The 22,707-nt window shown below is 64.5% G+C and carries 18 protein-coding genes; 5 read left to right on the top strand and 13 right to left on the bottom strand.

From position 1 onward, the window contains the following. The first annotated feature begins 473 nt into the window (after positions 1-473). Positions 474-2,453: a M23 family metallopeptidase gene (locus RFM41_RS22100; protein WP_320251037.1), complete on the top strand. Its 1,980-nt coding sequence runs from the start codon at positions 474-476 to the stop codon at positions 2,451-2,453. Here RFM41_RS22100 and RFM41_RS22095 read toward each other — a convergent pair. Then, positions 2,450-4,003, bottom strand: coding sequence for an MFS transporter (locus RFM41_RS22095; protein WP_320251035.1), 1,554 nt, complete (start codon positions 4,001-4,003; stop codon positions 2,450-2,452). The two genes, RFM41_RS22100 and RFM41_RS22095, sit on opposite strands and share 4 nt — an antisense overlap. A 224-nt stretch (positions 4,004-4,227) precedes the next feature. Here RFM41_RS22095 and RFM41_RS22090 point away from each other — a divergent pair, with 224 nt between their 5' ends. Then, a complete protein-coding gene (locus tag RFM41_RS22090) occupies positions 4,228-4,860 on the top strand; it encodes a TMEM175 family protein (RefSeq protein WP_320251033.1) in 633 nt (210 codons plus the stop codon). On the opposite strand, the gene RFM41_RS22085 is transcribed toward RFM41_RS22090, so the two are convergent. From RFM41_RS22085 to RFM41_RS22050, 8 genes are all read right to left on the bottom strand, one after another. Further along, positions 4,834-6,378 (bottom strand): L,D-transpeptidase family protein, encoded by a 1,545-nt coding sequence (locus RFM41_RS22085; protein ID WP_320251031.1) that lies wholly within the window; start codon positions 6,376-6,378, stop codon positions 4,834-4,836. The genes RFM41_RS22090 and RFM41_RS22085 overlap by 27 nt on opposite strands. Before the next feature lie 231 nt (positions 6,379-6,609). Next, positions 6,610-6,975 (bottom strand): MmcQ/YjbR family DNA-binding protein, encoded by a 366-nt coding sequence (locus RFM41_RS22080; protein WP_320251029.1) that lies wholly within the window; start codon positions 6,973-6,975, stop codon positions 6,610-6,612. A gap of 112 nt (positions 6,976-7,087) precedes the next feature. Next, a complete protein-coding gene (gene clpB / locus RFM41_RS22075; protein ID WP_320251027.1) occupies positions 7,088-9,694 on the bottom strand; it encodes an ATP-dependent chaperone ClpB in 2,607 nt (868 codons plus the stop codon). A 223-nt stretch (positions 9,695-9,917) separates the two neighbouring features. Then, positions 9,918-10,916, bottom strand: coding sequence for a DUF4167 domain-containing protein (locus tag RFM41_RS22070; RefSeq protein ID WP_320251026.1), 999 nt, complete (start codon positions 10,914-10,916; stop codon positions 9,918-9,920). Between the two features lie 314 nt (positions 10,917-11,230). Next, on the bottom strand, positions 11,231-12,100 hold the full coding sequence (gene prmC, locus RFM41_RS22065; protein WP_320251024.1) for a peptide chain release factor N(5)-glutamine methyltransferase: 870 nt from the start codon (positions 12,098-12,100) through the stop codon (positions 11,231-11,233). Beyond that, positions 12,093-13,172, bottom strand: a complete 1,080-nt coding sequence (prfA, locus tag RFM41_RS22060; RefSeq protein WP_320251023.1) for a peptide chain release factor 1 — start codon at positions 13,170-13,172, stop codon at positions 12,093-12,095. Before prfA ends, prmC begins: the two co-directional genes overlap by 8 nt. Positions 13,173-13,181: 9 nt before the next feature. Next, positions 13,182-15,452: a phosphoenolpyruvate--protein phosphotransferase gene (ptsP, locus tag RFM41_RS22055; RefSeq protein ID WP_320251020.1), complete on the bottom strand. Its 2,271-nt coding sequence runs from the start codon at positions 15,450-15,452 to the stop codon at positions 13,182-13,184. Positions 15,453-15,534: 82 nt separating this feature from the next. Further along, entirely contained in the window at positions 15,535-16,788 is a 1,254-nt protein-coding gene (locus RFM41_RS22050) for an aspartate kinase (RefSeq protein ID WP_320251018.1), read from the bottom strand. A gap of 213 nt (positions 16,789-17,001) precedes the next feature. Between RFM41_RS22050 and RFM41_RS22045 the strand changes: the two genes are divergently transcribed. Both RFM41_RS22045 and ubiG read left to right on the top strand, forming a co-directional pair. Continuing rightward, complete coding sequence (locus tag RFM41_RS22045; protein ID WP_320251016.1) at positions 17,002-17,310, top strand: hypothetical protein; 309 nt, start codon at positions 17,002-17,004, stop codon at positions 17,308-17,310. Between the two features lie 140 nt (positions 17,311-17,450). Beyond that, a complete protein-coding gene (gene ubiG, locus RFM41_RS22040; protein ID WP_320251014.1) occupies positions 17,451-18,200 on the top strand; it encodes a bifunctional 2-polyprenyl-6-hydroxyphenol methylase/3-demethylubiquinol 3-O-methyltransferase UbiG in 750 nt (249 codons plus the stop codon). A gap of 219 nt (positions 18,201-18,419) precedes the next feature. Here the strand turns inward: ubiG and RFM41_RS22035 are convergent, their stop codons facing one another. Continuing rightward, complete coding sequence (locus RFM41_RS22035; RefSeq protein ID WP_320251012.1) at positions 18,420-18,923, bottom strand: flavin reductase family protein; 504 nt, start codon at positions 18,921-18,923, stop codon at positions 18,420-18,422. A 166-nt stretch (positions 18,924-19,089) separates the two neighbouring features. Continuing rightward, positions 19,090-20,022: a DMT family transporter gene (locus tag RFM41_RS22030; RefSeq protein WP_320251010.1), complete on the bottom strand. Its 933-nt coding sequence runs from the start codon at positions 20,020-20,022 to the stop codon at positions 19,090-19,092. Positions 20,023-20,121: 99 nt separating this feature from the next. Between RFM41_RS22030 and RFM41_RS22025 the strand changes: the two genes are divergently transcribed. After that, positions 20,122-20,604, top strand: coding sequence for a MarR family winged helix-turn-helix transcriptional regulator (locus RFM41_RS22025; protein ID WP_320251009.1), 483 nt, complete (start codon positions 20,122-20,124; stop codon positions 20,602-20,604). Here the strand turns inward: RFM41_RS22025 and RFM41_RS22020 are convergent. Next, positions 20,594-21,229 (bottom strand): response regulator transcription factor, encoded by a 636-nt coding sequence (locus tag RFM41_RS22020; protein ID WP_320251007.1) that lies wholly within the window; start codon positions 21,227-21,229, stop codon positions 20,594-20,596. The genes RFM41_RS22025 and RFM41_RS22020 overlap by 11 nt on opposite strands. Positions 21,230-21,233: 4 nt before the next feature. Next, on the bottom strand, positions 21,234-22,292 hold the full coding sequence (locus tag RFM41_RS22015; RefSeq protein ID WP_320251005.1) for a sensor histidine kinase: 1,059 nt from the start codon (positions 22,290-22,292) through the stop codon (positions 21,234-21,236). Positions 22,293-22,707 lie beyond the last annotated feature (415 nt).

Genomic DNA, 22,707 nt, shown 5'->3' with positions numbered 1-22,707 from the left:
GTCCGAGTGTCGCTCACGCGGCTCTCTTGAATTCTTCAGAGGGCAAACCTAGAAGCGAACTTCTCTGCCGCCAGCGGCGCACCGCCCTCGTTCGTGGGCCGTATATAGTCGGAGCTCCCTCGACGCGTCAACACCGATTTCGAACTTTTTTGAATTTTTTGCGACGATTTTTTCGAGCCGCTTTTTCGCTAGCCGGCTGCCCTTGCGGCAGCCCTCAGGTCATCCACAACGAGGCCCTATTGCCGCCGCATTGAGGCGTGAAACCGGCGCCTATAAGGAAGGCGCGCATATGTGTGAGGCGCCCCAGGACAGACGACCGCAACAGACGACGAGTGCGCCGTGCGCAGAACGCATGATTGGGGATATCGGCCCCGGCATGCCGTTTCGTTGACTTCAACCGCCGTGACAGGCAAATGTCATGGCCGCAACGAGAACGACAAGCCGTTCGCCCGGGGAAGAAGCAGCCTTTCTGGATGCCAGACACGGAAGATGTCATAGCCGAACTCGGCAACGAGCCGCCGCTGATCGCGGACGGCCGCAGCGGTCCGCCGGACCGCCGCGAGGTCTCGGCGCGCTGGCTGTCGGGCACGTTCCTTACCGGCATTACGTCGAGTGTTTTGATGGGCGTGGCCTTGTTCGCCGCCCTCGATGGCCGCCAGCAATTGGCGACGCCGCCGGAAATCGCCGAGCTCATCGGCCTTGCCGGCGGCGGCGACGATTCCGGCGAGCAGGCAAAGACCACAAGGCTGGTAGCACCCCGCCAGATCGCCCGGGCAAAGGACCGGCGCCGCATGGAAGTGTCGATGGTCACCAAGGTCGGCGACCGCGACGTTATCCACACCATGCCTTTCGTGCAGATCAAGATGGCCTTGGCCGCCGGCCACACCACAAACCGCCCCTACCCGCCATTCGACCCGATGCAGGTATTCGGCGACGACGGCGACGACAATGCGCAGCCGGCAACGGCCACCGCGGCCGCCGGACAGATCTACGGCGCCAAGGTCGAAAGCGAGATGAGCCTGAAGACGGTCGATTTTCCAGTCGAGACCGCTTCCTTCGACGAAAAGAGCGACCTCTCCGCCGACGAGGTGGAAAAGGTGGTGCGGGACGCCAGCAACGGCTTGAGCGACGGCGCCGTCCAGGTCGCCGCGCTGCATTATGTCGACCCGCAGCGATTCGGCGACGCCTTCGCCGAATCGATGGCCGGCTCCTACGACGTGAAGATCACGCAGGAAAATGTTTCGGTGGCGCCGCGTGCCACGCCGGACGATCAGGCGCCGGCCTTCGCCGAGGAAATCATTCCCTTCACCAGGGATACCGATATCGCCGAGGCCTTTGCCGATTCGGGCTACACCGGCGACGACGCGACCGGCATGGCGGAGGCGATCGGCAAGCTCTTGAACGCCCCGGCGCTCAAGGCCGGAACGGTGCTGCGCGTCGGCCTCGAAGTGCGCGGCGACATCGCCAAGGTCGTGCGCACCAGCGTCTATGACAAGACCACGCATATCGTCACCATCGCGCTTAACGACCGCGGCCAGTATGTGCCGGCGCAGGAGCCGGAAGCCAATCCCGAGCTTTTGACGGCGTTCGATGATTCGCAGCCCGTGGTGGTGCGCGGCAACCTGCCTAATGTCTATGACGGAATCTACCGCGCCGCTTATTCCTACGGCATGTCGAAAGCGATGACGCAGAAGCTGATCAAGCTTCTCGCCTCCGATGTCGATTTCCAGTCGCGGATCTCACCGGCCGACCGCCTCGAGGTCCTGTTCTCGCAGCCCGACAGCGACGACCAGACCTCCGATAATTCCGACCTTCTTTATGTGTCGGCGACCTTCGGCGGCCAGACGAAGAATTTCTACCGCTTCCAGATGCAGGACGGCAGCACCGACTATTTCGACGAAAACGGCTCGAGCGCCCAGCAGTTCCTGCTGCGTAATCCATTACCCGCAGGCAAATTCCGCTCCGGCTTCGGCGCGCGCCGGCACCCGATTCTGGGCTATGTGCGCATGCATACCGGCGTCGACTGGGCCGCGCCGATCGGCACGCCGATCATCGCCGCCGGCAATGGCGTCGTCGAGAAGGTCGGCTGGGCCGGCGGCTACGGCAAGCAGATCATCATCCGCCACGCCAATGGCTATGAGACCTCCTATAATCACCAGAGCGCTTTCGCCAAGGGCATCGAGCCCGGGATGCGCGTGCGCCAGGGCCAGACGATCGGCTATCTCGGCCAGACCGGTCTCGCCACCGGTCCGCATCTTCACTACGAGCTGATCGTCAACGGCACCAAGGTCGACCCGATGCGCGTGCGTCTGCCGGTCGGCAAGGTGTTGAAGGGAGACGATCTCGTCGCTTTCAAGCGCGAGCGCGAGCGCATCGACGATCTTCTGAAGCAGGAAGACGGCAACGCGCTGAAGGTTGCCAGCGCCAAGACCGATTCGCAGCTTCCGAACTAATCCTGCGAATCGTCTGTCTGCCGCGGCCATGGCGACGCCTGTCCGGGAACCGTGAACCAGGCGGTGAGTGAGGAAAGCACGCAAAGCAGCGTCGTGACCGCCGCGACCGCGGCGAAAGCCGAATCGCTTGCCGCCACCCGAGCCGCATCGAGATTGGCGGCAAGCCCGGATGCGGGCGGCTCGCCGAAACCGGGCATGCCGGGGGCACTGCCGGTCATCCGCGCATAGACGAAAGCCGCCAGCGAGCCCATCGCCGCCACCGCGATCAACCCGCCGACACGCGAGACGGCATTGTTGATGCCTGATGCAGCCCCCGTGTCCTTGTCCTCGACCGAGGTCATGACCGCCGTCGACAGCGGCGACACCACAAGCGCCATGCCAAGCCCCATCACAGCCATCAGCGGAAAGGCGCCAGCCCAGAAATTATGGATGCCCGCATGAGAGAGCAGGGCGAGCCCGGCAAAGGCGATGGCGACGATAAAGCTGCCGGCCGCGATCGGCAGGCGCGGGCCGATCTTGTCGGACCACTGGCCGACCGGCCCCGACAGCAACGCGATCGATGCCGACAACGGCAAGAAGATGAATCCCACCTCGGCCGAGCTCAATCCCCAACCCGCGATCAGGACCATCGGCAGGTAGAAGAGATTCGCCGACAGCGCGAAATAGAGGAAGAAGGTCGCCAGATTGGCGCCGGCAAAGGCGCCGATGCGAAACAGGCCGAGATCGATCATCGGCTCGCGCTGCCAGCGCTCGTAAAGGATGAAGACGAAAAGCAGGACGACGCCGGCGACGATCGCCGGCCCTGCCATCATCCCGCCGCCCTCGGCGTTCATCGCCGTCAATCCATAGGCCAACGATCCGAACGCCAGCGTCGCCAGCGCCGCGCCCCCAAGATCGAGGCTGCGCTTTTCAGTCGGCTGGTCGGCCGGCACCTTGGCCAGAAGCAGATAGATCGAGATCAGTCCAAGCGGCAGGTTGATGGCGAAGATCGCGCGCCAGACCCCATTGCCGAAAGTCGTCAAAACGAAGCCGCCCAGCACGGGGCCGAGCGCCGTGGTCAGCGCCGATGCGGCGGCCCAGATGCCGATCGCCCGGCCGCGCTCCTTCTTCGGATAGGCTTTGGCGATGATGGCGAGGCTGCCCGGCACCATGATCGCCGCGCCGATGCCCTGGATGGCGCGGAAGACGATCAATACAGGCGGATCGGGCGCGACCGCGCAGGCGAGCGAGGCCGTGATGAACATCCCGATGCCGGTCACGAAGGCGCGCCGCAGGCCAAACCGGTCGCCGGCGGCGCCCCCCGCCAGGATGAGCGCCGACAGCGTCAGCGCATAGGCGTTGGAAATCCACTGCGCCTGCGCAAGGCTGGCGCCGAGATCGACGCGCAGCGCCGGCATGGCGATCGCCAGGATCGAGCCGTCGATGAAGCCGAGCGCCGAGGCGAGGATCGCCGCGACCAACACGAATTTTCGCTGCGTCTGAGGACAAAACGTACCGTTAGCGCGGACAGGCGAATGCGAGTCGGCAGTGGTTTCGTTCGCGGATGACATAGATCCCTGCTTAGTCCTCCGTTGCGGCCGCAACAACAAGCCAGAACATGGCTGTTCTTGAAACCAGATGCCCCAGGGGCATTCCAGGAGAATGCACCGCAGTTATCCGTTGTCGACTCGACCTCAAATCATCCGGCCCTGGCCGCATGGCGAGGCGGGCGCCAATTCTGATGCAAACCGCCGATCGCGTGCTAGGTTCCATCATTACGCATGGAGGGGAAGCCATGAAGCGGCCGCTCGAACCGTCGGCGGAAGGACGCGGACGCATCGTCGGCATAACCGACGGCGTCTTCGCCATCGCGCTGACCTTGATCGTTCTGGAGATCAGGGTGCCATCGCATGAGGCGGTGCATTCGGAAGGCGAGCTGCTCACGGCGATCCTGGCGCTCGGGCCGCGGTTCCTGACCTATGCGCTGAGTTTCCTGACGCTCACCATCTTCTGGTTCGGCCAGCAGGCTCAGCATGGCCTCATCATAAGATCGGACCGCAGGCTCGCGACGCTCAACCTGTGCTTTCTTGCCTTTGTCGCGCTGCTGCCGTTCTCGACCGACCTGTTGGCCGACTTCCTGGAATTCAGGATCGCGGTGCTGGTCTACTGGCTGAACCTGCTGATGCTTGGCGCCACGCTGTTCGCGAGCTGGTGGTATGCCGACCGGAATGGCATGATCGCCGAGGACGTCGAGGCCGAAACGCGGCGCACCGTCTACAATCGCATCGTCAAGGCGCAGATATTGTGGGCGGTCGGCGCAGCGCTTTGCCTGGCGACGCCGCTGCTCAGCATCGTCTTCATCCTGCTGGTGCAGCTTGTTTACGCCGCCGCGCCGCGCAGCTCACTGCTGCGTAAACTCATCGGTTGAGGTCCCACCGACTTCCGCGATTGTTGGTCCGCCGACGAACTCCACCGTGACACCCGGCGACACCAGCTTGGCAAGCTCGCGCGCATCCCAGTTGGTCAGGCGCACGCAGCCGTGGCTCTCGGTCTTGCCGATCTTGGATGGATCGGGCGTGCCGTGGATGCCGTAGGTCGGCTTGTCGAGCGCGATCCACACCGAGCCGACCGGGCCGTTCGGTCCCGGCGGGACGGTCAGGATCTTGTCGTTCTGGCCCTGCTTGAAATTGATGTTCGGGTTGTAGGTGTAGTTCGGGTCGAGCGCGATGCGCGAGACGGCATGGATGCCGGTCGGCGACGGCGTGTCGGCCGAGCCGATGGTTGCCGGATAGGCCGCGACCAGCTTGCCGCTGCCATCATAGGCGTAGACTTCCTTCTTGGTCTTGTCGGCGACGATACGCGTTACGGGCGTCGAGACCAGCTTGCCGAAATTGGCGACCTTGATCATCGTGCCGGGGTGATTGAAGTCGACGCCCTTGTTGAGCGACTTCAGATAGGTCTCATCCATGTGGAAGCGTTCGGCCAGCGCCTCGGTGACCGAGGTGTAGCACATGCAGTTGAGCTTGGCCTTCTGGCTGTAGTCCTCGGGGATCGAAGCGACGTAAGGGCCGGCCACGTCTTCCGGCGTGATCGTATAGTTGGCAAAGGGGTCGCCGCCCGACTGGGCAAGCGCCGCCTGGATGCCGACTGCATCGGTCGATTTCAAATTCGTGCCGTTTATTTCGTTATAGGCGGCCAGCGCCTTGTCGACATTGGAACCGAAGCGCCCGTCGATCACGCCCGGCGAAGCGCCGCCGCGGTCGAGCAGCACCTGCAGCGCGGCAACGTCCTGGCGCACCCCGAGCGACAGCGACGGATCGACCGCGGCCTTGCCGCCGGTGTTCGGCGGCAGCGACGGCTGGGCATCCGGATTGGTCTGGAGCACCTCGCCTTGGCCCGGCTGCTCCGGGTCGATCGACGCCTCGTTCAGCGGCTGGCGCTTGATGGTGTCAGACTTCGGCGCCTCCGGATAGGTGGTGGCGTAGCCCTCATCATTGTTGGGCGCCGGCGGATAGGCATCGACGGAATTGTCGCCGTTGGGATCGTACTCATCGGCCGGCGGCGGAATGACCCGGCCGTTCTCCTCCAGTTGCCGGCGGCGGAAGCGGGCCATGTCCTCGGGGTTGTCGAGATAGTAGCGGTCGTCGCCCTCAGGCTGCGCGCGGCCGAGCTCCTGCACGCGCATCTGCCGGCGAAGCGCGCGGCGATCGAGCCTGCTCCCAGGCGGCTGGATGGCGATCACCTTGCCGGTGTCGGCATCGACCAGCACGCGGTTGCCTCTGGCGTCGTAATAGATGTCGATATTGCCTTCCTGCGCCAGCACCAGTGCGCCGCGCTGGGCGGGCCGTGCCGCCTGCGGCGCACCATCCACGCTCGGCGTGGCGAACGCACTGGAAGACACCAGCCCGGCCGCGAGTGCCGAAAGGGAAAAGATCAAGCGCAGCATGGGGGTCCAGCTCTCCGGTCGACTAGGCTCCTGGCGGGCGAATCTTCGCCAGCAAACCAGTCACCCAAATTAAGATTCCAACATGAACCGGGCATGAAGATGGCGGTTTTCCGGTGCCTGGAGGAATATCGGCTAATGCACGTCGCGCAAAAGTGTGCCGCGGTTTTGCGCGACATGCGTGGAATCAAGAACCTAAAGCGCAGGGAGCGAACCTGAAAGATCGCGACGCGTTTAGGACGCGGCAAGGCCCAATTCCTTGCGTGCCTGTTTGGTCAGCTTGAGGACGACCAGGCGATGGCTCTCGCGCAGATAGTCCTTGAGCGCCGCATCATCCATGCTTTGGCTTGTCTGACGCTGGATCCATTTCATGCCGCGCGAGGCGAGATAGGGCGCCGGCCGGCAGCCCGGCTGGTCCTTCAGCACATCATAGGCCATCTCGGAACATTTGAAGGTGACGAAAAGCTGCCCGCCCTCGTTCCAGCCGCCGATGGCGAACACCTTGCCTCCGACTTTCCAGACATGCGCGCCGCCCCACTGCACCACATGCGTGGTGGCGGGCAGCGACGCACAGAAGCCGTTGTAGTCGTCGAGCTTCACTGAGGCCTTCCCGGTCATTCGAATCGGCAGCTGATTATGCGCAGTCGTCGGAAATAAAAAAGCGCGCCGCACTGGGTGGTGCGACGCGCCCTTTCGTTTCAACTTGCCGAGATCAGGCGGCGGCTTCCGTCGCCACCACGGTCGGCTTCGAGCGGAAGTTCAACCGGTCGGAGCCCGCCGTGACCTTGACGGTCGAGCCGTCGAGGATCTCGCCGAGCAGGATCTTCTCGGCCAGCGGGTCCTGCAGCTCCTTCTGCATCACCCGCTTCAGCGGCCTGGCGCCATAGGCCGGATCGTAGCCCTTCGAGGCCAGCCACTCGATCGCGTCATGATCCAGCGACAGCGTGATCTTGCGGTCGGTAAGCAGGTTCTCCAGCCGCTTGAGCTGGATCTCGACGATGCGGTCCATGTCCTGTCGGCGCAGCCGGTGGAACAGGATCACCTCGTCGACGCGGTTGAGGAATTCCGGCCGGAACGAGGCCTTCACCACGGCCATCACCTCGTCGCGCACGGCATCGACATCCTGGTCGTCGCTGAGATTGACCAGATATTCGGCGCCGAGATTCGACGTCATGATGATCAGCGTGTTGCGGAAGTCGACCGTGCGGCCCTGGCCATCGGTCAGCCGGCCGTCGTCGAGCACCTGCAGCAGCACGTTGAACACGTCCGGATGCGCTTTCTCGATCTCGTCGAACAGCACGACCTGATAGGGCCGGCGCCGCACCGCTTCGGTCAGCGCTCCGCCTTCCTCATAGCCGACATAGCCGGGAGGCGCGCCGATCAGCCGGGCGACGGAGTGCTTTTCCATGAACTCCGACATGTCGATGCGCACCAGCGCGGTCTCGTCGTCGAACAGGAAGCTGGCCAGCGCCTTGGTGAGCTCGGTCTTGCCGACGCCGGTGGGCCCAAGGAACATGAACGAGCCGATCGGCCGGTTCGGATCCTGCAGCCCGGCGCGGGCGCGCCGCACAGCCTTGGACACCGCCTGCACGGCCTCGCCCTGGCCGACGACACGCTTGCCGATCTCGTCTTCCATGCGCAAGAGCTTCTCGCGCTGCCCTTCCAGCATCTTGTCGACCGGAATGCCGGTCCAGCGCGACACGACATGCGCGACATGGTCGGGCGTGACCACCTCTTCCACCATGCCGGTCTTGCCGTCCTGCGCTTCGGCCTCCTTGAGCTTCTTCTCGAGCTCCGGGATTTTGCCATAGGCAAGCTCGCCGGCGCGCTGGAACTCGCCCTTGCGCTGCGCGATCGCCAGTTCGTTGCGCGACTCGTCGAGCTGCTTCTTCAGGTCGGCGGCAAGGCCAAGCTTCTGCTTTTCGGCCTGCCACTTCGTGGTCAGCTCGCTCGATTCCTCCTCGAGGTCGGCAAGCTCCTTCTCCAGCCGGGCAAGCCGATCCTTCGAGGCCTCGTCCTTCTCGACCTTCAGCGCCTCGCGCTCGATCTTGAGCTGCATGATGCGGCGGTCGATCTCGTCCAGCGCCTCGGGCTTGGAATCGACCTGCATGCGCAGCCTGGACGCCGCCTCATCGACCAGGTCGATCGCCTTGTCCGGCAGGAAGCGGTCGGCGATGTAGCGGTTGGAAAGCGTCGCCGCCGACACCAGCGCGGAATCCGAGATACGCACCTTGTGATGCTGCTCGTATTTCTCCTTCAGGCCGCGCAGGATCGAGACCGTGTCCTCAACCGTCGGCTCGTCGACGAAGACGGGCTGGAAGCGGCGGGCAAGGGCGGGGTCCTTCTCGACATGCTTGCGGTATTCGTCGAGCGTGGTCGCGCCGACGCAGTGCAATTCGCCGCGTGCCAACGCGGGCTTCAAAAGGTTCGACGCATCCATCGCGCCGTCGGCCTTGCCGGCGCCGACCAGCGTGTGCATCTCGTCGATGAACAGGATGATGTTGCCGTTGGCCGAGGTGACCTCGTTGAGCACCGCCTTCAGCCGCTCCTCGAACTCGCCGCGATATTTGGCGCCGGCAATCAGCGCGCCCATGTCGAGCGCCATCAACTGCTTGTCCTTCAGCGATTCCGGCACGTCGCCATTGACGATGCGCAGCGCCAGGCCTTCGGCGATCGCGGTCTTGCCGACGCCCGGCTCGCCGATCAGCACCGGGTTGTTCTTGGTGCGCCGCGACAGCACCTGGATGGTGCGGCGGATCTCGTCGTCGCGGCCGATGACCGGATCGAGCTTGCCGGCGCGAGCGTCGGCGGTCAGGTCGCGCGCGTATTTCTTCAGCGCGTCATAGCCTTGTTCGGCGCTGGCCGAGTCGGCGGTGCGACCCTTGCGGATATCGTTGATGGTCTGGTTCAGCGCCTGCGCGGTCACGCCTGCCTTGGACAGGATGTCGGCGGTCTTGGCAGACTTCTCCATGACCAGCGCCTGCAGCAGCCGCTCGACGGTGACGAAGCTGTCGCCGGCCTTCTTGGCCAGGTCCTCGGCGGTCGAGAACACCTTGGCGAGAGGCTGGGCCAGATAGAGCTGGCCATTGCCGCCCTCGACCTTGGGCATGGCTTCGAGCGCAGCCTCGACGCCGAGCTTGACGTCGCGGACGCTGCCGCCGGCACGCTCGATCAGGGACGCGGCAAGGCCCTCGTCATCGTCGACGAGCACCTTCAGCATATGTTCGGGGGTGAATTGCTGGTGACTGCGCGAGAGCGCCATGGTCTGCGCGGACTGGATGAAGCCGCGCACGCGCTCCGAGTATTTTTCAAGATTCATTCTCTGTCTCCTTCCATCACCGGCCCGCTTTGCGGCACCGGATCAGATTGCGGTGACGGACCCGCTCATTCGAGCCGGGCCCTGTTCAGCGCAGATATGGTGTATGGGCCGCGGTCCCTCAAGACGCCTTGATGCCGATCAAAGCAGAATATTCCAGCTACGCACGAACGAAAACGGCGGGGATTGCTCCCCGCCGTCTGCAATACCTGGAATGGCGTTTCGATCAGTTGTTCGCGTCGGCGGCGACAGGCTCGCCGGGGGCTTCGTTGGCAACGGGCGCCTGCTGCTCGCTGGCGACAGGCTCGCTCGCCGACTTTGCCGCTTCGGCTGGCCTGGCGCTGGCCTCATCGCCATTGCTCATCGCGCTATGCGTTTCGCCTGAATTTTCGGAGCTCCCGCCTTCAGACTGGCCACCCTGCTCGCCATTGCCGGGCTGCTCGGCATAATTGCCGCGCGGGCGCCGCGGGCGCCGTGGCCGGCGGCCGCCACCGGCATTGTCCATGGAGGCTTCGTTGAGCTCGGCCTGGGCGGCGAGCGCGGCCGGCGAGAAACTGTCGAACTGCGGCGCCTGTTCACCCTGGGCTCCGGCCTCGCCGGCTGCCTCGGGCTGCGCCTCGTTGCGGCGGTTCTGATCGAACTGCTGGCCGCCCTGCTCGCCGCGCTGGCCGTTTTCGCCGCGCTGACCGTTCTGGCCGTAGCCGCCATTGCGGCGGTCGCGATGCCGGTCGCGGCCGTTGTTGTCGCGCTGGTTATTGTCGCGGCGATTGTTGTCGCGTCCGTTTTCCTGGTTGTAGGCGAGTTCCGCCGGCGTGCCTTCGATCACCGGCTGCGGCCCGGAGCCGCTCGCCGACGCCCCGGCCCCATTGCCGGTATTGTCGAACTCGTCACGATCCTCATCGAGATCGTCATCGAAGTCTTCGCGGTTCTGCGGAGCGTTCTGGATCGGCATCTGCGCCTGCGCGGCGGCAATGATGCGATTGTAGTGTTCGGCATGCTGGAGGTAGTTCTCCGCCATCACCCTGTCGCCGGAGCTTTGCGCGTCACGGGCGAGTGCGGCGTATTTTTCGGCGATCTGCTGAGCCGATCCGCGGATCTTCACGTCCGGGCCGTTGCTCTCGTAGGTGCGGGTCAGGGGATTCGGCCCCTTGCGGTTGTTGTTGTTGCCACCGCCGCCATTGTTGTTGCGACCGCGCATGCGCCTGTTCTGCTGTTGTGGCCTCATTAGACTCTCTTCATAGTGAATTTTCGAAAAACTCTTCACGAACGGAGGCGCTCATGCAGCCAGCCGTTTCGTTTCTTCACCGGCGTTCGCCCGCATCAATTGCGTTGGCGCCACGTGCCATCCTGTTCCGGTTACATCACTTGCCGGATGATTCCCGCACGAAGCTTGGGCGTCGTTTTGCGCAAGAAGGCAGCTATTTCCAAGGAAAACCGAATCGCTGGGAGCACTGCCTGCTTCGTCTCATCCGGTTGAGCCGGACCCTAACTGCATTCCCCGGTATTGCCAAGCGGTTTTTTCGCACTGCATCAGGGCTTTCAACGCTCGAACACCAGAACTCTGTCATTGCCGCCAAGGTCCGGATGGGCTCCGGCAAGCCTGTAGCCGGCTGCCGCGAAAATCCCGCTGACCTCGTTTTTCTGCGTGTGGCCGATCTCGACCGCTACCTTGCCTTGCGTTTCCAGAAATCCTGCCGCCTCGGCGGCGATGACCCTGTAGGGGCCTAAACCATCCGCGCCGCCGCCCAGGGCCCGGTGCGGGTCGAAATCGCGGACCTCGTCCTGCAGATTTCCGATCTCTCCAGTGGGTATATAGGGAGGGTTCGAGGCAATTACATGGTAGCGGCCCGAAACTTTTTCGAACCAGTTCGAATGCAAGGCTTTGAAGCGCTCGCCGAGCCCCAGATCCCGGGCGTTTCCGGCAGCTGTCGCCAACGCGTCGGCCGAAATGTCGACGCCTGTCGCGGTGGCCGCCGGAACGGCGCTGAGCAGCGCCAGCGCGATGGCGCCGGTGCCCGTGCCAAGATCGAGGATACGGCATTCGCCAAGCCTTTCGGCTGTTGCCCGGGCGAAGGGCAGGACAGCGTCGACCAGCGTCTCGGTGTCCGGCCGCGGCTCCAGCGTCTCCGGCGAAAGCGACAGCCGCAAACCGTAGAATTCGCGGTAGCCTAGGATACGGTGCACGGGCTCGCCTGCGACGCGACGCCTCAGGGCCGCTTCAACAGCCGAAAGCGTCGCCGAACCCACCTCGTGCCCAGGCTCGGCAATCGCCTGGGTCCGGGTCGTGCCGGAGAAATGTTCCACGATCAGCCGGGAATCGAGCGCCGGATCGTCGATACCGGCGGCGGCTAGACGCTCGCGCGCCGCCCTGAGCAGCGGCCCGAGCGCGGCGGGCAGTCGATCAGCCATCGAGGCTCATATCGGCTAACAGCTTCGACTGATGGTCGGCGATCAACGCGTCGATCACCTCGTCGAGCTCACCCATCATCACCCGGTCGAGCTTGTAAAGCGTGAGGTTGATGCGGTGGTCGGTGACGCGTCCCTGCGGGAAATTATAGGTGCGGATGCGCTCCGACCGGTCGCCCGAGCCGACCTGCGATTTGCGCGACGACGAACGCTCCTCGTCGGCCCGGCTGCGCTCGAGATCATAGAGCCGCGCGCGCAGGATCTGCATGGCGCGCGCCCGGTTCTGATGCTGCGACTTCTCCGCCTGCACCACCATGATGCCGGTCGGCAGATGGGTGATGCGAACCGCCGAATCGGTGGTGTTGACGTGCTGGCCGCCGGAGCCCGAGGCGCGCATCGTGTCGATGCGGATATCCTCCGCCCGGATCTCGATATCGACCTCCTCGGCCTCGGGCAGCACGGCGACTGTCGCCGCCGAGGTGTGGATGCGCCCACCGGCTTCGGTTTCCGGCACGCGCTGGACGCGGTGCACGCCGGATTCGAACTTCAGATGCGCGAACACGCCCTTGCCCGACACCGAGGCGATGATTTCCTTGTAGCCACCGACCTCGCCATCGCTGGCCGATACCACCTCGAAGCGCCAGCCGCGCGCGGCGGCATAGCGCTCATACATGCGGAACAGATCGCCGGCGAACAAGGCCGCCTCGTCGCCGCCCGTGCCGGCGCGGATTTCGAGGATGGCGTTCCTTTCGTCGGCGGCGTCCTTTGGCAGCAGCAGGATCTGGATGTCCTTCTGCAGCGCCTCGATGCGGCTCTCGACCTCCGGCAGGTCCGCCTCGGCCAGCGCCCGCATGTCGGCGTCGGTTGCCTTGTCGGCCAGCATCGCCTCAAGATCGGCCTGTTCCTGCTCGGCGGCGCGCAACGCCCGGATCTTGCCCACCATCTCCTGGATGTCGGCATATTCCGAGGCCATCTTCACATATTGATCGGCAGCGGGTCCGGCCGACATCTGCGCTTCGAGCATGTCGAAACGCTTGACGACTTGATCCATGCGGTCGCGAGGCAGGTTGATCATAATGGCGTGCTATAGCGGAATTGAACGATCGTCGGCGAACGCTTGAAGCAAGGCCCGCATCGGCGTTCCCTGGCTGGGCGCCATCAGATTGTCCTTGAAGAAGTCTTTCAGCTCCTGCAGCGGCAGCTCGGTCAGCATCGCCTTGACCGGACCGATCGACGCCGGCGACATCGAGATAGAGCGGAAGCCCAGGCCGATCAGCGCCATCGCCGAGATCGGTTTGCCGGCAAGTTCGCCGCAGAGCGTCACCGGCGTGTTGTTGCGCGCGCCGGCATCGGCGATCGTCTTCAGCACCCGAAGGAACGGCGTCGACAGACTGTCGAAGCGGTCGGCGAGCTGGGTGTTGCCGCGATCGACGGCCATGATGAACTGGAACAGATCGTTGGAACCGACCGAGACGAAATCCACCGCCTTCATCAATTCGTCGAGCTGAAACAACAGCGACGGCACTTCCAGCATCGCGCCGAGCTTGAGGCTGGTGGGCAGATGATGCGCGAAGCGCGACAGATGCCGGACCTCGCGGTCGATGATCTCGCGCGCTTGCGCGATCTCCGACAGCTCCGTCACCATCGGCAGCATCAGCTTCAGCTCACGGCCGCCGCAGGCCTTCAGCAGCGCCCGGATCTGCGTCCTGAGCAGGCCGGGGCGATCGAGCGTCAGCCGGATCGCCCGCCAGCCCAGCGCCGGATTCTCTTCCTGGATCGCGCCCTTGAAGTAAGGCAGCACCTTGTCGCCGCCGATGTCGATGGTGCGGAAGGTGACAGGCTTGCCGCGCGCGGCGTCGAGCACATCGCGGTAAAGCCGCTCCTGCGCCTCGGCGCGCGGGAAGGTCGAGGCGACCATGAATTGCAGTTCGGTGCGGAACAGCCCGATGCCGGCGGCGCCCGATTCGGTCAGCTGCGGCAGGTCGACGGCAAGACCCGCATTCATCAGGAGATCGACCGGAACGCCATCCTTGGTCAGCGACGGCTTCTTGCGCAGCTCCCGGTAGACTTCCTGGCGCCGCGCCCGGAACCGGACTTTTTCGGCATAGGCGGCCTCGAGGTCCGACTGCGGCCGCAGGTGGATGGTGCCTTCCTCGCCGTCGACGATGATGGCGTCGCCGTTTTCCGCCATGGAAACGGCGCCCTTCATCTGTCCGGCCACTGGAATGCCCATGGCGCGCGCGACGATGACGACATGGCTGGTGGCGGCACCGTCCTCCAGCACCAGGCCGCGCAGCTTGTCGCGCGGATAGTCGAGCAGCTCGGCCGCGCCCATCGAGCGGGCGACGATGATGGCGTCCTTGGGCAGCGAGGCCGCGACATCCTCCGGGCCGCGCCCCATCAGCTGGCGCAGCAATCGGTTGGCGAGGTCGTCGAAATCGCTCATCCGCTCACGCAGATAAGGGTCGGTCATGTGCAGCATGCGGGCGCGCATGTCGCTCTGCACCTTCTCGACCGCGGCCTCCGCGGTCAGGCCGTTGCGGATCGCCTCTTCCAGCCGGCGCACCCAACCGCTGTCATTGGCGAACATGCGGTAGGCCTCGAGCACCTCGCGGTGCTCGCCCTCGAAGGCGACCTCGCGCCGCTCCAGCATGTCGTCGATGGAGAGCCGGAGCGAGCCGAGGGAGGACTGCAGCCGGCGGACCTCCTCCTCGCTGTCCTCGTTGAAGAGGTTGGTGACGACGATGCGCGGCTCATGCAGCACGACATGGCCGAGCCCGACGCCCTCGTTGAAGGAAAGGCCGGTGAAGCTTGCCGGACGGCTGAGGTCGAGCTCCAGCCCCGGCCGGGTGAGGCGCGCGAGGTCGCCGGTCGCGATCATCTCGGCGATCACCATCGCCGTGGTTTCCAGCGCCTCGACCTCGTCGTCGCGGTAGTGGCGCATGGTCTTGTTCTGCACCACCAGCACGCCCAGCGTGCGCCCTGCCCTCAGCACCGGCACGCCGAGGAAGGAATTGTAGATCTCTTCGCCGGTCTCCGGCAGGTAGGCGAAGGCCGGATGCTCCTGCGCGTTGGAAAGGTTGAGCGGCCGCGCGCTGGCGGCAATCGTGCCGACCAGGCCCTGCCCGAGCCTGAGCTGCGCCAAGTGGACGGCGTTGGGGTTCAGACCCTCGGTGGCGTAGAGCTCGAGCACCGAGTCCGCGCGCAGCACATAAAGCGAGCAGACTTCGGCGACCATGTTGGAGGCGATGTCGCGCACGATGCGGTCGAGCCGCTCCTGCGGCTCCAGCGGCTCCTGCATGAGCTCGCGAAGCCGTTTGAGCAGAACGCGCGGGCCACTGGCCGTATCACGCATCGCGGCTTGTTCTCCAATGGGCATTCGCCCGCCGCAGTTTCTCCCGCGGCCGGCGTTCACGCAACAACTGACTCAGTTCTTGCTATTGCTTATCCAGACCGTAGACGGAATGCAAAGTGCGAACCGCCAGTTCCGTATAGGGACCGTCGATCAGTATCGAGATTTTGATCTCGGACGTGGTGATGGCGCGGATGTTGATCGCCTTGTCGGCCAGCGCCTTGAAGGCGGTGGCCGCGACGCCGGCGTGGCTCCTCATGCCGATGCCGATGACCGAGACCTTCGACATGCCGGCTTCCGACTGCACGACATCATAGCCGACTTCGGGTTTCAGCTTCTCCAGCACGGCAAGCGCCTTGTCGACGTCGCCGGACGGCACGGTGAAGGTCATATCGGTGAGTTTGCCGTCCTCGGAGATGTTCTGGACGATCATGTCGACATTGATGTTGGCCTCGGCCAGCGGCCCGAAGATGCCGGCGGCGACGCCTGGGCGGTCGCCGACGCGGCGCAGCGAAATCTGCGCTTCGTCCTTGGCGTAGGCAATTCCGGTGACGACCTGCTGTTCCACGATCTCTTCCTCGTCGCAAATGAGCGTTCCGGGCGGATTGAGCAAATCCCCCATTCCGGGCGCATCGGGATCGTCGAAGGACGACCGCACGAAGGTACGCACCCTGTGTACCATGGCAAGCTCGACCGAGCGTACCTGCAGCACCTTGGCGCCGAGCGAGGCCATTTCGAGCATTTCCTCGAAGGAAATCTTGGCCAGGCGCCGGGCTTTCGGCTCGATGCGCGGGTCTGTCGTGTAGACGCCGTCGACATCGGTGTAGATGTCGCAGCGGTCGGCCTTGACCGCCGCGGCGATCGCCACGGCGCTGGTGTCGGAGCCGCCGCGGCCGAGCGTGGCGATGCGGTTGTCCGGCCCGATGCCCTGGAAGCCGGCGATCACCGCCACCTGGCCCTCGCCGAAACGCTTGATCAGGAAGGCGCCGTCGATGTCGAGGATGCGCGCCGCGCCATGCGCATTGTCCGTCTTGATCGGGATCTGCCAGCCCTGCCAGGATCGTGCATGAATGCCCATATTTTGCAGCGTGATCGCCAGAAGACCGGCGGTGACCTGCTCGCCCGAAGCGACAACGGCGTCATATTCGCGCGCATCGTGCATGGGCGAGGCTTCGCGCGTCCAGGCGACCAGCTCGTTGGTTTTGCCGGCCATGGCCGAGACCACCACGGCAACCTCGTGACCGGCATCGACCTCGCGTTTGACATGGCGCGCCACATTGCGGATGCGGGCGATGTCGGCGACCGAGGTTCCGCCGAATTTCATCACGATACGCGCCATGGAAGCGAAATGCCTTTGACTGAAGCCGGCTCAAGGCCGGAACGGGAGAAAACGCCTGGGCAACCAAGCGCGGAAATGCGCGGCCTCCTTAGCCAAAACAGCAAGGCTTCGCAAGCGAGTGCGGCTGTAAGCGCCCCGGCACCGCTTATCCTGACGGATTCCTGTCGCCGATCATGCCATAAGGCGACCAAAAACCGGCCTTTGGAGATTCTCATGACCGAGACCCTTGAAATCGTCACCTTCCGCCTCAAACCCGGCGCCGAAGCCGGCTTTGTCGCCAGCAATGGGATCATGACCGACTGGCTCGCCCGGCAACCGGGCTTTCTGGGAAGGCATCTCGGCAGGCTCGAGGACGGAAGCTGGGTGGACGTCGTGCGCTGGCAAAGCATGGAACAGGCCCGGGCGGCAGCCGGCCGCATCATGGCCGAGATCGGCAACAGCGCGGCCATACAGGCGATCGAGCCCGCCAGCGTCGACATGAACCATGCGACGATCGCGCTGTCGCGTCAGGCGCACCTCTGAGCTTTGCCACCACAAGGCGTAGGAAGTTCAGGCGGCGCTGCGCCACAGGCCAGGATAGTCGAGAACTGCCTTGACTTTCTCGAGCCAGGACCCGACTTCCTAGCGTTCCCCGATTTCTTGTCGTTCGAGGAGACCCGCCCATGCCAGAACCCCGCCGATCGACTATCGATGCCGGAGAAGTCGAGCGCTTCTCCGCTCTTGCCGCCGAATGGTGGAACCCGAACGGCAAGTTCCGTCCGCTGCACAAGTTCAACCCGGTGCGGCTTGCCTATATCCGCGACCAGGTGGCGGCGCGTTTCGGCCGCGATCCGCGCGCGGCCCGGCCTTTCGAGGGCCTGCGCTTCCTCGACATCGGTTGCGGCGGCGGCTTGCTGTGCGAGCCGATGGCCCGGCTTGGCGCCGATGTCGTCGGCGCCGACGCTTCCTCGACCAACATCGAAGTGGCCAGGCTGCATGCGGCGGAAGCTGGCGTCAGCGTCGATTATCGCGCCACCACAGCCGAGGCGCTGGCCGATGCCGGCGAAACCTTCGACGTCATCCTCAACATGGAAGTGGTCGAGCATGTCGCCGATGTCGACCTGTTCGTCGCCAAATGCGGCCAGATGGTCCGCCCCGGCGGCATCATGTTCGTCGCCACCATCAACCGCACGCTGAAAGCGCTCGGCCTTGCCATTATCGGCGCCGAATATGTTCTGCGCTGGCTGCCGCGCGGCACGCACCAGTTCGGCAAGCTGGTGCGGCCGGAGGAACTTGGAAAGGCGTTGGGCGCCGCCGGGCTCACGGTGATCGACTGCACCGGCGTCATCTATCATCCGCTGGCCGACCGCTGGCAGAAGTCCAGGGACATGGACGTCAACTACATGGTGCTGGCCGAGAAGGCTTCGGCTTGATGCACCCCTCCCGGGAAGGGAGTGCTGAGATTCAGGTCAGGCCGAGTCGGAGTCGAAGACGGGCGCGAAGCGACCAAACTGGGTGGCTTCCGAGAACCGGCCTACGCCGGCCGTAGCCCTAACTTCCACGCCGCCGCCCATGAGTGCTTCGTCCGGCGAAGGCCGGAAGCGCAGGAAATCACAATTTGCAGGCCGGCATCACCTGAATATCGGCACTCCCTACGCTTCGAGCGGCCGATAACCTCCCTGCCAGTAGATCAGCGCCTGGCCGGCGTCCTTGGTCCTCACAGCTTCGACCGAGCCGAGGACGATCGAGTGCGCGCCGCGGTCGATCATCTCGTCGAGGCTGCAGTCGAAGGCAGCCACCGCATCGGCAAGCAGCGATGCGCCCGTCTTCAGCGTCGTCCATTCGGCGCCCTCGTAGCGGTCCTTGCCTTTGATGCCGCCGAAGCCGGAGAACCGCTCGGCCACCCGCTGATGCTGAGGCCCGAGCGAATTGACGCCGAAATGCCGGTAGCGCTCGATGATCGGCCAGGTCGACGAGGAGCGGTTGACGCAGGCGATCACCTTCGGCGGCTCCCCTGACAGCAACACCACGGAAATCACGACGAGGCCGGTGCGGTCGTCGCCGACGCCGGCGGTGATGACGCTGACATTGCCGACGATGAGCCGCATGGCGGCGCGAAAATCCGCGACGCTGACCGGGCCTTCTGCGTTGGGCATTGCCGCCTCCTCTGTTTCTTAAGCACGTCTCCCGGACGTGGGAGCCGGTTTCGGGATAAAGGCATGCATAAGATCAAACCTAAAGCGCATGGAGCGAAACTGAAAGATCGCGACGCGCCTTAAGCCGCCGACTGCATTGCGGCCAGTGCGATGCGGATGTCCCTCTCTAGCTGCGGGACGCCGCCGGCTCGATCCGAACCAGCGCAGGCGCGCCGGCCTGGCTTTGCGCCTTGGTCGTGATGAAGACGCCCGCGGTGATGATGGCGGCGCCCAGCCAGGTCAGAAGCTGGTAATGCTCGCCGAGGAACAGCGTGCCGGCGAACAGACCGACGGCTGCCGCCACATAGCCGATCTGGCTGAGATAGACCGGGCCGCCGACCGCCTGCAGGCGGAAGAAGAAGCCGAACATCGCCGAGGCCGACGCCACTTGGCCGACCACCACCAGCGGCACACCGCCGAGCGGGACGAAGGCCTGCCCGCCCAGAAGCGCCAGAATGCCGATGATGAGGAGCGTGGCCGAGGCCAGATGGCTGCCGACCGCCAGTTCGATGGGCCCGGTGCCTTCCGGCCAGTCGACGGTGCGGTAGATGTTGCCGGCGGCAAGGCTGACCGGGATGAGCAGGCCGATCGCCACCCAGAAATAATCGGCCGGCTGGCCGGCCTCGCCGCGGGTGAGCGCGACCATCACCGCGCCGACGAAGCCGACGACGATGCCGATGACGCCAAGCAGATTGGGACGCCGGACACCAAGCAGGATCGAAAACACCAGCGTGATGACTGGCGACAGCGTGAACATGATGCCGGTGTAGCCGGCGCCGAGATGCGGGATGGCCGAGAACATCAAGAGATTGGGAATGGCATAGGAAATCGCCGCGGTAACGAAGAAATAGCGCAGCTTGTGCGGGGTCAGCCGGATGCGTTCGCCGCGCAAGAGGAGCGCCAAGAGCAGCACGCCGCCGGCGCCCAGCGAAATGACGAAGGCCCAGACCATCGCCGGCACCCCGGCCGCGGTCGCAAGCTTGCCGAACGGCAGCGTCATGCCAAGCAGGCCGCCGGTCACCACCAGAAGGCCGATCGCCGAATCCCAGAGAAATTTCATCGGGCTGTCCTGTCGCTGCGTGACCGCTTGGCGGCCTGTCCTTATTGCGATAAGATAGCGTAAAGATTCTTTATGTCAAGATACTTTATGGTGAGCGACATGGACCGAGCGAGCAGAGCCATGGAACAGTGGCGACGGGAGCGGCCGGATCTCGATGTGTCGCCGATGGGCGTCATCGGGCGGCTCAACGAGGTTTCGGCGCTGATCGCCCGGGACCGGCTCGCGCCGGTCTTCGCCCGCTTTGGACTGCAGGCGGGCGAATTCGACGTGCTGGCGACATTGCGCCGATCGGGCGCGCCCCATGCGCTGACACCGACCGAACTCTACGAGGCGACGATGGTGACGTCGGGCGCCATGACCGCCCGCCTCGACCGCCTAGAAAAGGCCGGGCTGACACGACGCGCGCCGCACCCCAGCGACCGGCGAGGCGTTGTCGTCGAGCTCACCGCGAAAGGCCGCGAGCTCATCGACGAGGCGCTCACCGCCCACGTCGCCAACGAGCATGAAATCCTCGCGGGGTTGACGCGCGAGGATCGGGAAATGCTGGCGAAGCTCCTGGAAAAACTGATCGTCAGTCTTTGACTTGGCGGTTCGCGGCAAGCCCCAGCCGGTCGGCCATCCTGATCAGGTCGGGCAGCGTGGCGGCCTTCATCTTGCGCATGACCTGCGCGCGATTGACCTTCACCGTGATCTCGCTGACGCCGAGTTCGCCGGCGATCTGCTTGTTGAGCAACCCGGTAACGACGAGGGCCATCACCTCGCGCTCGCGCGCATTGAGCGTGGCGAACCGGTCTAGAAGCTCGGCCATGAGCCCGGCGTCGAGGCGATGCGCACGATCCTTTGCGAGCCCCGCCCGAATGGCGTCGAGCAGGTCCTGCTCGCGAAAGGGCTTCAGCAGGAACTCCACCGCTCCGGCCTTGATAGCCTGCACCGACATGGGCACGTCGCCGTGGCCCGTCAGGAAAATGACCGGAATGGCATCGCCGCTCTTGGCCAGCTGCGCCTGGAAATCCAGCCCGCTCGGACCCGGCATGCGCACGTCGAGCACAAGGCAGGACGGCGCATCGGCGCGAGGGTGCCGGGCAAACTCGTCGACAGAAGCGAAAGTGCAAACCTCGTAACCGACCGAACGCAAGAGACTGTCCAACCCGTCGCGCACCAGCGGGTCGTCATCGACCACATAGATCGTCGCGCTCTGCTCCAGCACCGGATCAGCTCCTCGCCTCGCGGATCGGCAGCGTGAAGCCGAACACGGCGCCGTTCGGATAGTTGGGCGCCGCATAGACCGCGCCCCCATGTGCCTCAACGATTGAGCGGCTGATCGCAAGCCCGACGCCCATGCCGCCTGGCTTGGTGGAAAAGAAAGGGTCGAAGACCTTGTCGAGAGAGCCCTGCGGAAGCCCCACTCCATTGTCGCGCACGCTGAACGTGATCTTCTCGCCGTCTGTCGCGAGGCTGACCAGCAGGTCGCGTTCGCTGGAGCGGTCGGCTTTGACGGCGTCGATCGCATTGGCAATGAAGTTGAGGATCACCTGTTGCAGTTGGATACGATCGGCCGACACCATTGGCAGATTCGTCAACTCGGTCCGCAATGTGATTTGGCTTCCGCGTATCTCGCCGAGCGCGAGTCCGAGCGTCTCCTGAACCAGTTCGGCCAGGTCAACCGGTTCCCGGGACGGCGGTTTGCGCGCGGCCAGGCCGCGCACACGGCCAATCACATCACCGGCGCGACCGGCTGCTTCCACGATCCGTTCGAGCGCCTTTCGCGCCTCGCCCCCGTTCGGTGGCGAAGCGCCAAGCCATCGGATCGCGGCATTGCCGTTGGCAACGATCGCGGCCAGCGGCTGGCTTACCTCGTGAGCGATCGAGGTGCCAAGCTCGCCGATCAGGATCACGCGCGACATGCGGGCAAGGTCAGCTTGCGCCTGCCTCGTCGCCAGGTTGGCGGCCTCGATTCTGAGCGCCAGGTAAGTGGTGGCGCCGATCGCAACCAGACTCAGCACGCTGTTGGCCAGCCCGGAATTCCGATCTCCAAAACTGGTCAGTAGATAGCTCACGATGGTCAGGATGCCACAAGCGGCTCCAACCAGCATAATGGCGCGCGGGCTGCCGGTCCAAACCGAGAGCAGGATGACCACGACGTAGAGCACCGCCACCGCAACCTCCAGACTGGTGACGGTGTCGGCAACGAATATCCCGGCGACGAGCACGGCTATCGCTGACCACAGCAGGGGCTTTTCAAGGTGAACGCCGTCAGACTCGCGTTTCATCTTATTTCCCAATCATTCGACTTCTCGGGTTGCGCATATGCCTAGCGCCTCGATCTTCCTCTCGTGCAGTGCCGAACGATGCGAAAGGAGAGACGCGTGAAAGCATAGGATGCCCGTAACATCCAGCGGACCAACGTCAACGGCAAGAAATCTCGTTGCAGGAGCACTGCCGCCACATGTGAGAGCAATTGCGCCAGCCACAGCGAAGCGCGGGCAGCTGTGAAGGCCGCGCTTAGCGACAACCGGCGGAGCTCCCTCTGCCATGGCGTCGACAAATCGGGTCTCTTCGCGTGTCGGCGACGCGACGAAGGTTCCGTTTCGAAGTCCTCTCGATAGTGCCGGACCATGGGAAAATCTCCATGCCTTCATCGGCAAGAGCGGCCGATGCATCGAGCGCCCCTCCTGACGCGGCGGG

The organism is Mesorhizobium vachelliae (assembly GCF_033977325.1).
Lineage (GTDB): Bacteria > Pseudomonadota > Alphaproteobacteria > Rhizobiales > Rhizobiaceae > Mesorhizobium > Mesorhizobium vachelliae.
This window is presented reverse-complemented; position numbering and strand designations above follow the sequence as displayed.

What these genes read in the sequence shown, in the direction of transcription:
- RFM41_RS22095 (WP_320251035.1), bottom strand. Translation starts at nt 4,003, where the DNA reads ATGTCATCCGCGAACGAAACCACTGCCGACTCGCATTCGCCTGTCCGC.
- RFM41_RS22100 (WP_320251037.1), top strand. Translation starts at nt 474, where the DNA reads ATGCCAGACACGGAAGATGTCATAGCCGAACTCGGCAACGAGCCGCCG.
- ubiG (WP_320251014.1), top strand. Translation starts at nt 17,451, where the DNA reads ATGCCAGAACCCCGCCGATCGACTATCGATGCCGGAGAAGTCGAGCGC.
- RFM41_RS22030 (WP_320251010.1), bottom strand. Translation starts at nt 20,022, where the DNA reads ATGAAATTTCTCTGGGATTCGGCGATCGGCCTTCTGGTGGTGACCGGC.
- RFM41_RS22045 (WP_320251016.1), top strand. Translation starts at nt 17,002, where the DNA reads ATGACCGAGACCCTTGAAATCGTCACCTTCCGCCTCAAACCCGGCGCC.
- prmC (WP_320251024.1), bottom strand. Translation starts at nt 12,100, where the DNA reads ATGGCTGATCGACTGCCCGCCGCGCTCGGGCCGCTGCTCAGGGCGGCG.
- ptsP (WP_320251020.1), bottom strand. Translation starts at nt 15,452, where the DNA reads ATGCGTGATACGGCCAGTGGCCCGCGCGTTCTGCTCAAACGGCTTCGC.
- RFM41_RS22090 (WP_320251033.1), top strand. Translation starts at nt 4,228, where the DNA reads ATGAAGCGGCCGCTCGAACCGTCGGCGGAAGGACGCGGACGCATCGTC.
- RFM41_RS22050 (WP_320251018.1), bottom strand. Translation starts at nt 16,788, where the DNA reads ATGGCGCGTATCGTGATGAAATTCGGCGGAACCTCGGTCGCCGACATC.
- RFM41_RS22070 (WP_320251026.1), bottom strand. Translation starts at nt 10,916, where the DNA reads ATGAGGCCACAACAGCAGAACAGGCGCATGCGCGGTCGCAACAACAAT.
- prfA (WP_320251023.1), bottom strand. Translation starts at nt 13,172, where the DNA reads ATGATCAACCTGCCTCGCGACCGCATGGATCAAGTCGTCAAGCGTTTC.
- clpB (WP_320251027.1), bottom strand. Translation starts at nt 9,694, where the DNA reads ATGAATCTTGAAAAATACTCGGAGCGCGTGCGCGGCTTCATCCAGTCC.
- RFM41_RS22085 (WP_320251031.1), bottom strand. Translation starts at nt 6,378, where the DNA reads ATGCTGCGCTTGATCTTTTCCCTTTCGGCACTCGCGGCCGGGCTGGTG.
- RFM41_RS22025 (WP_320251009.1), top strand. Translation starts at nt 20,122, where the DNA reads ATGGACCGAGCGAGCAGAGCCATGGAACAGTGGCGACGGGAGCGGCCG.
- RFM41_RS22015 (WP_320251005.1), bottom strand. Translation starts at nt 22,292, where the DNA reads ATGAAACGCGAGTCTGACGGCGTTCACCTTGAAAAGCCCCTGCTGTGG.
- RFM41_RS22035 (WP_320251012.1), bottom strand. Translation starts at nt 18,923, where the DNA reads ATGCCCAACGCAGAAGGCCCGGTCAGCGTCGCGGATTTTCGCGCCGCC.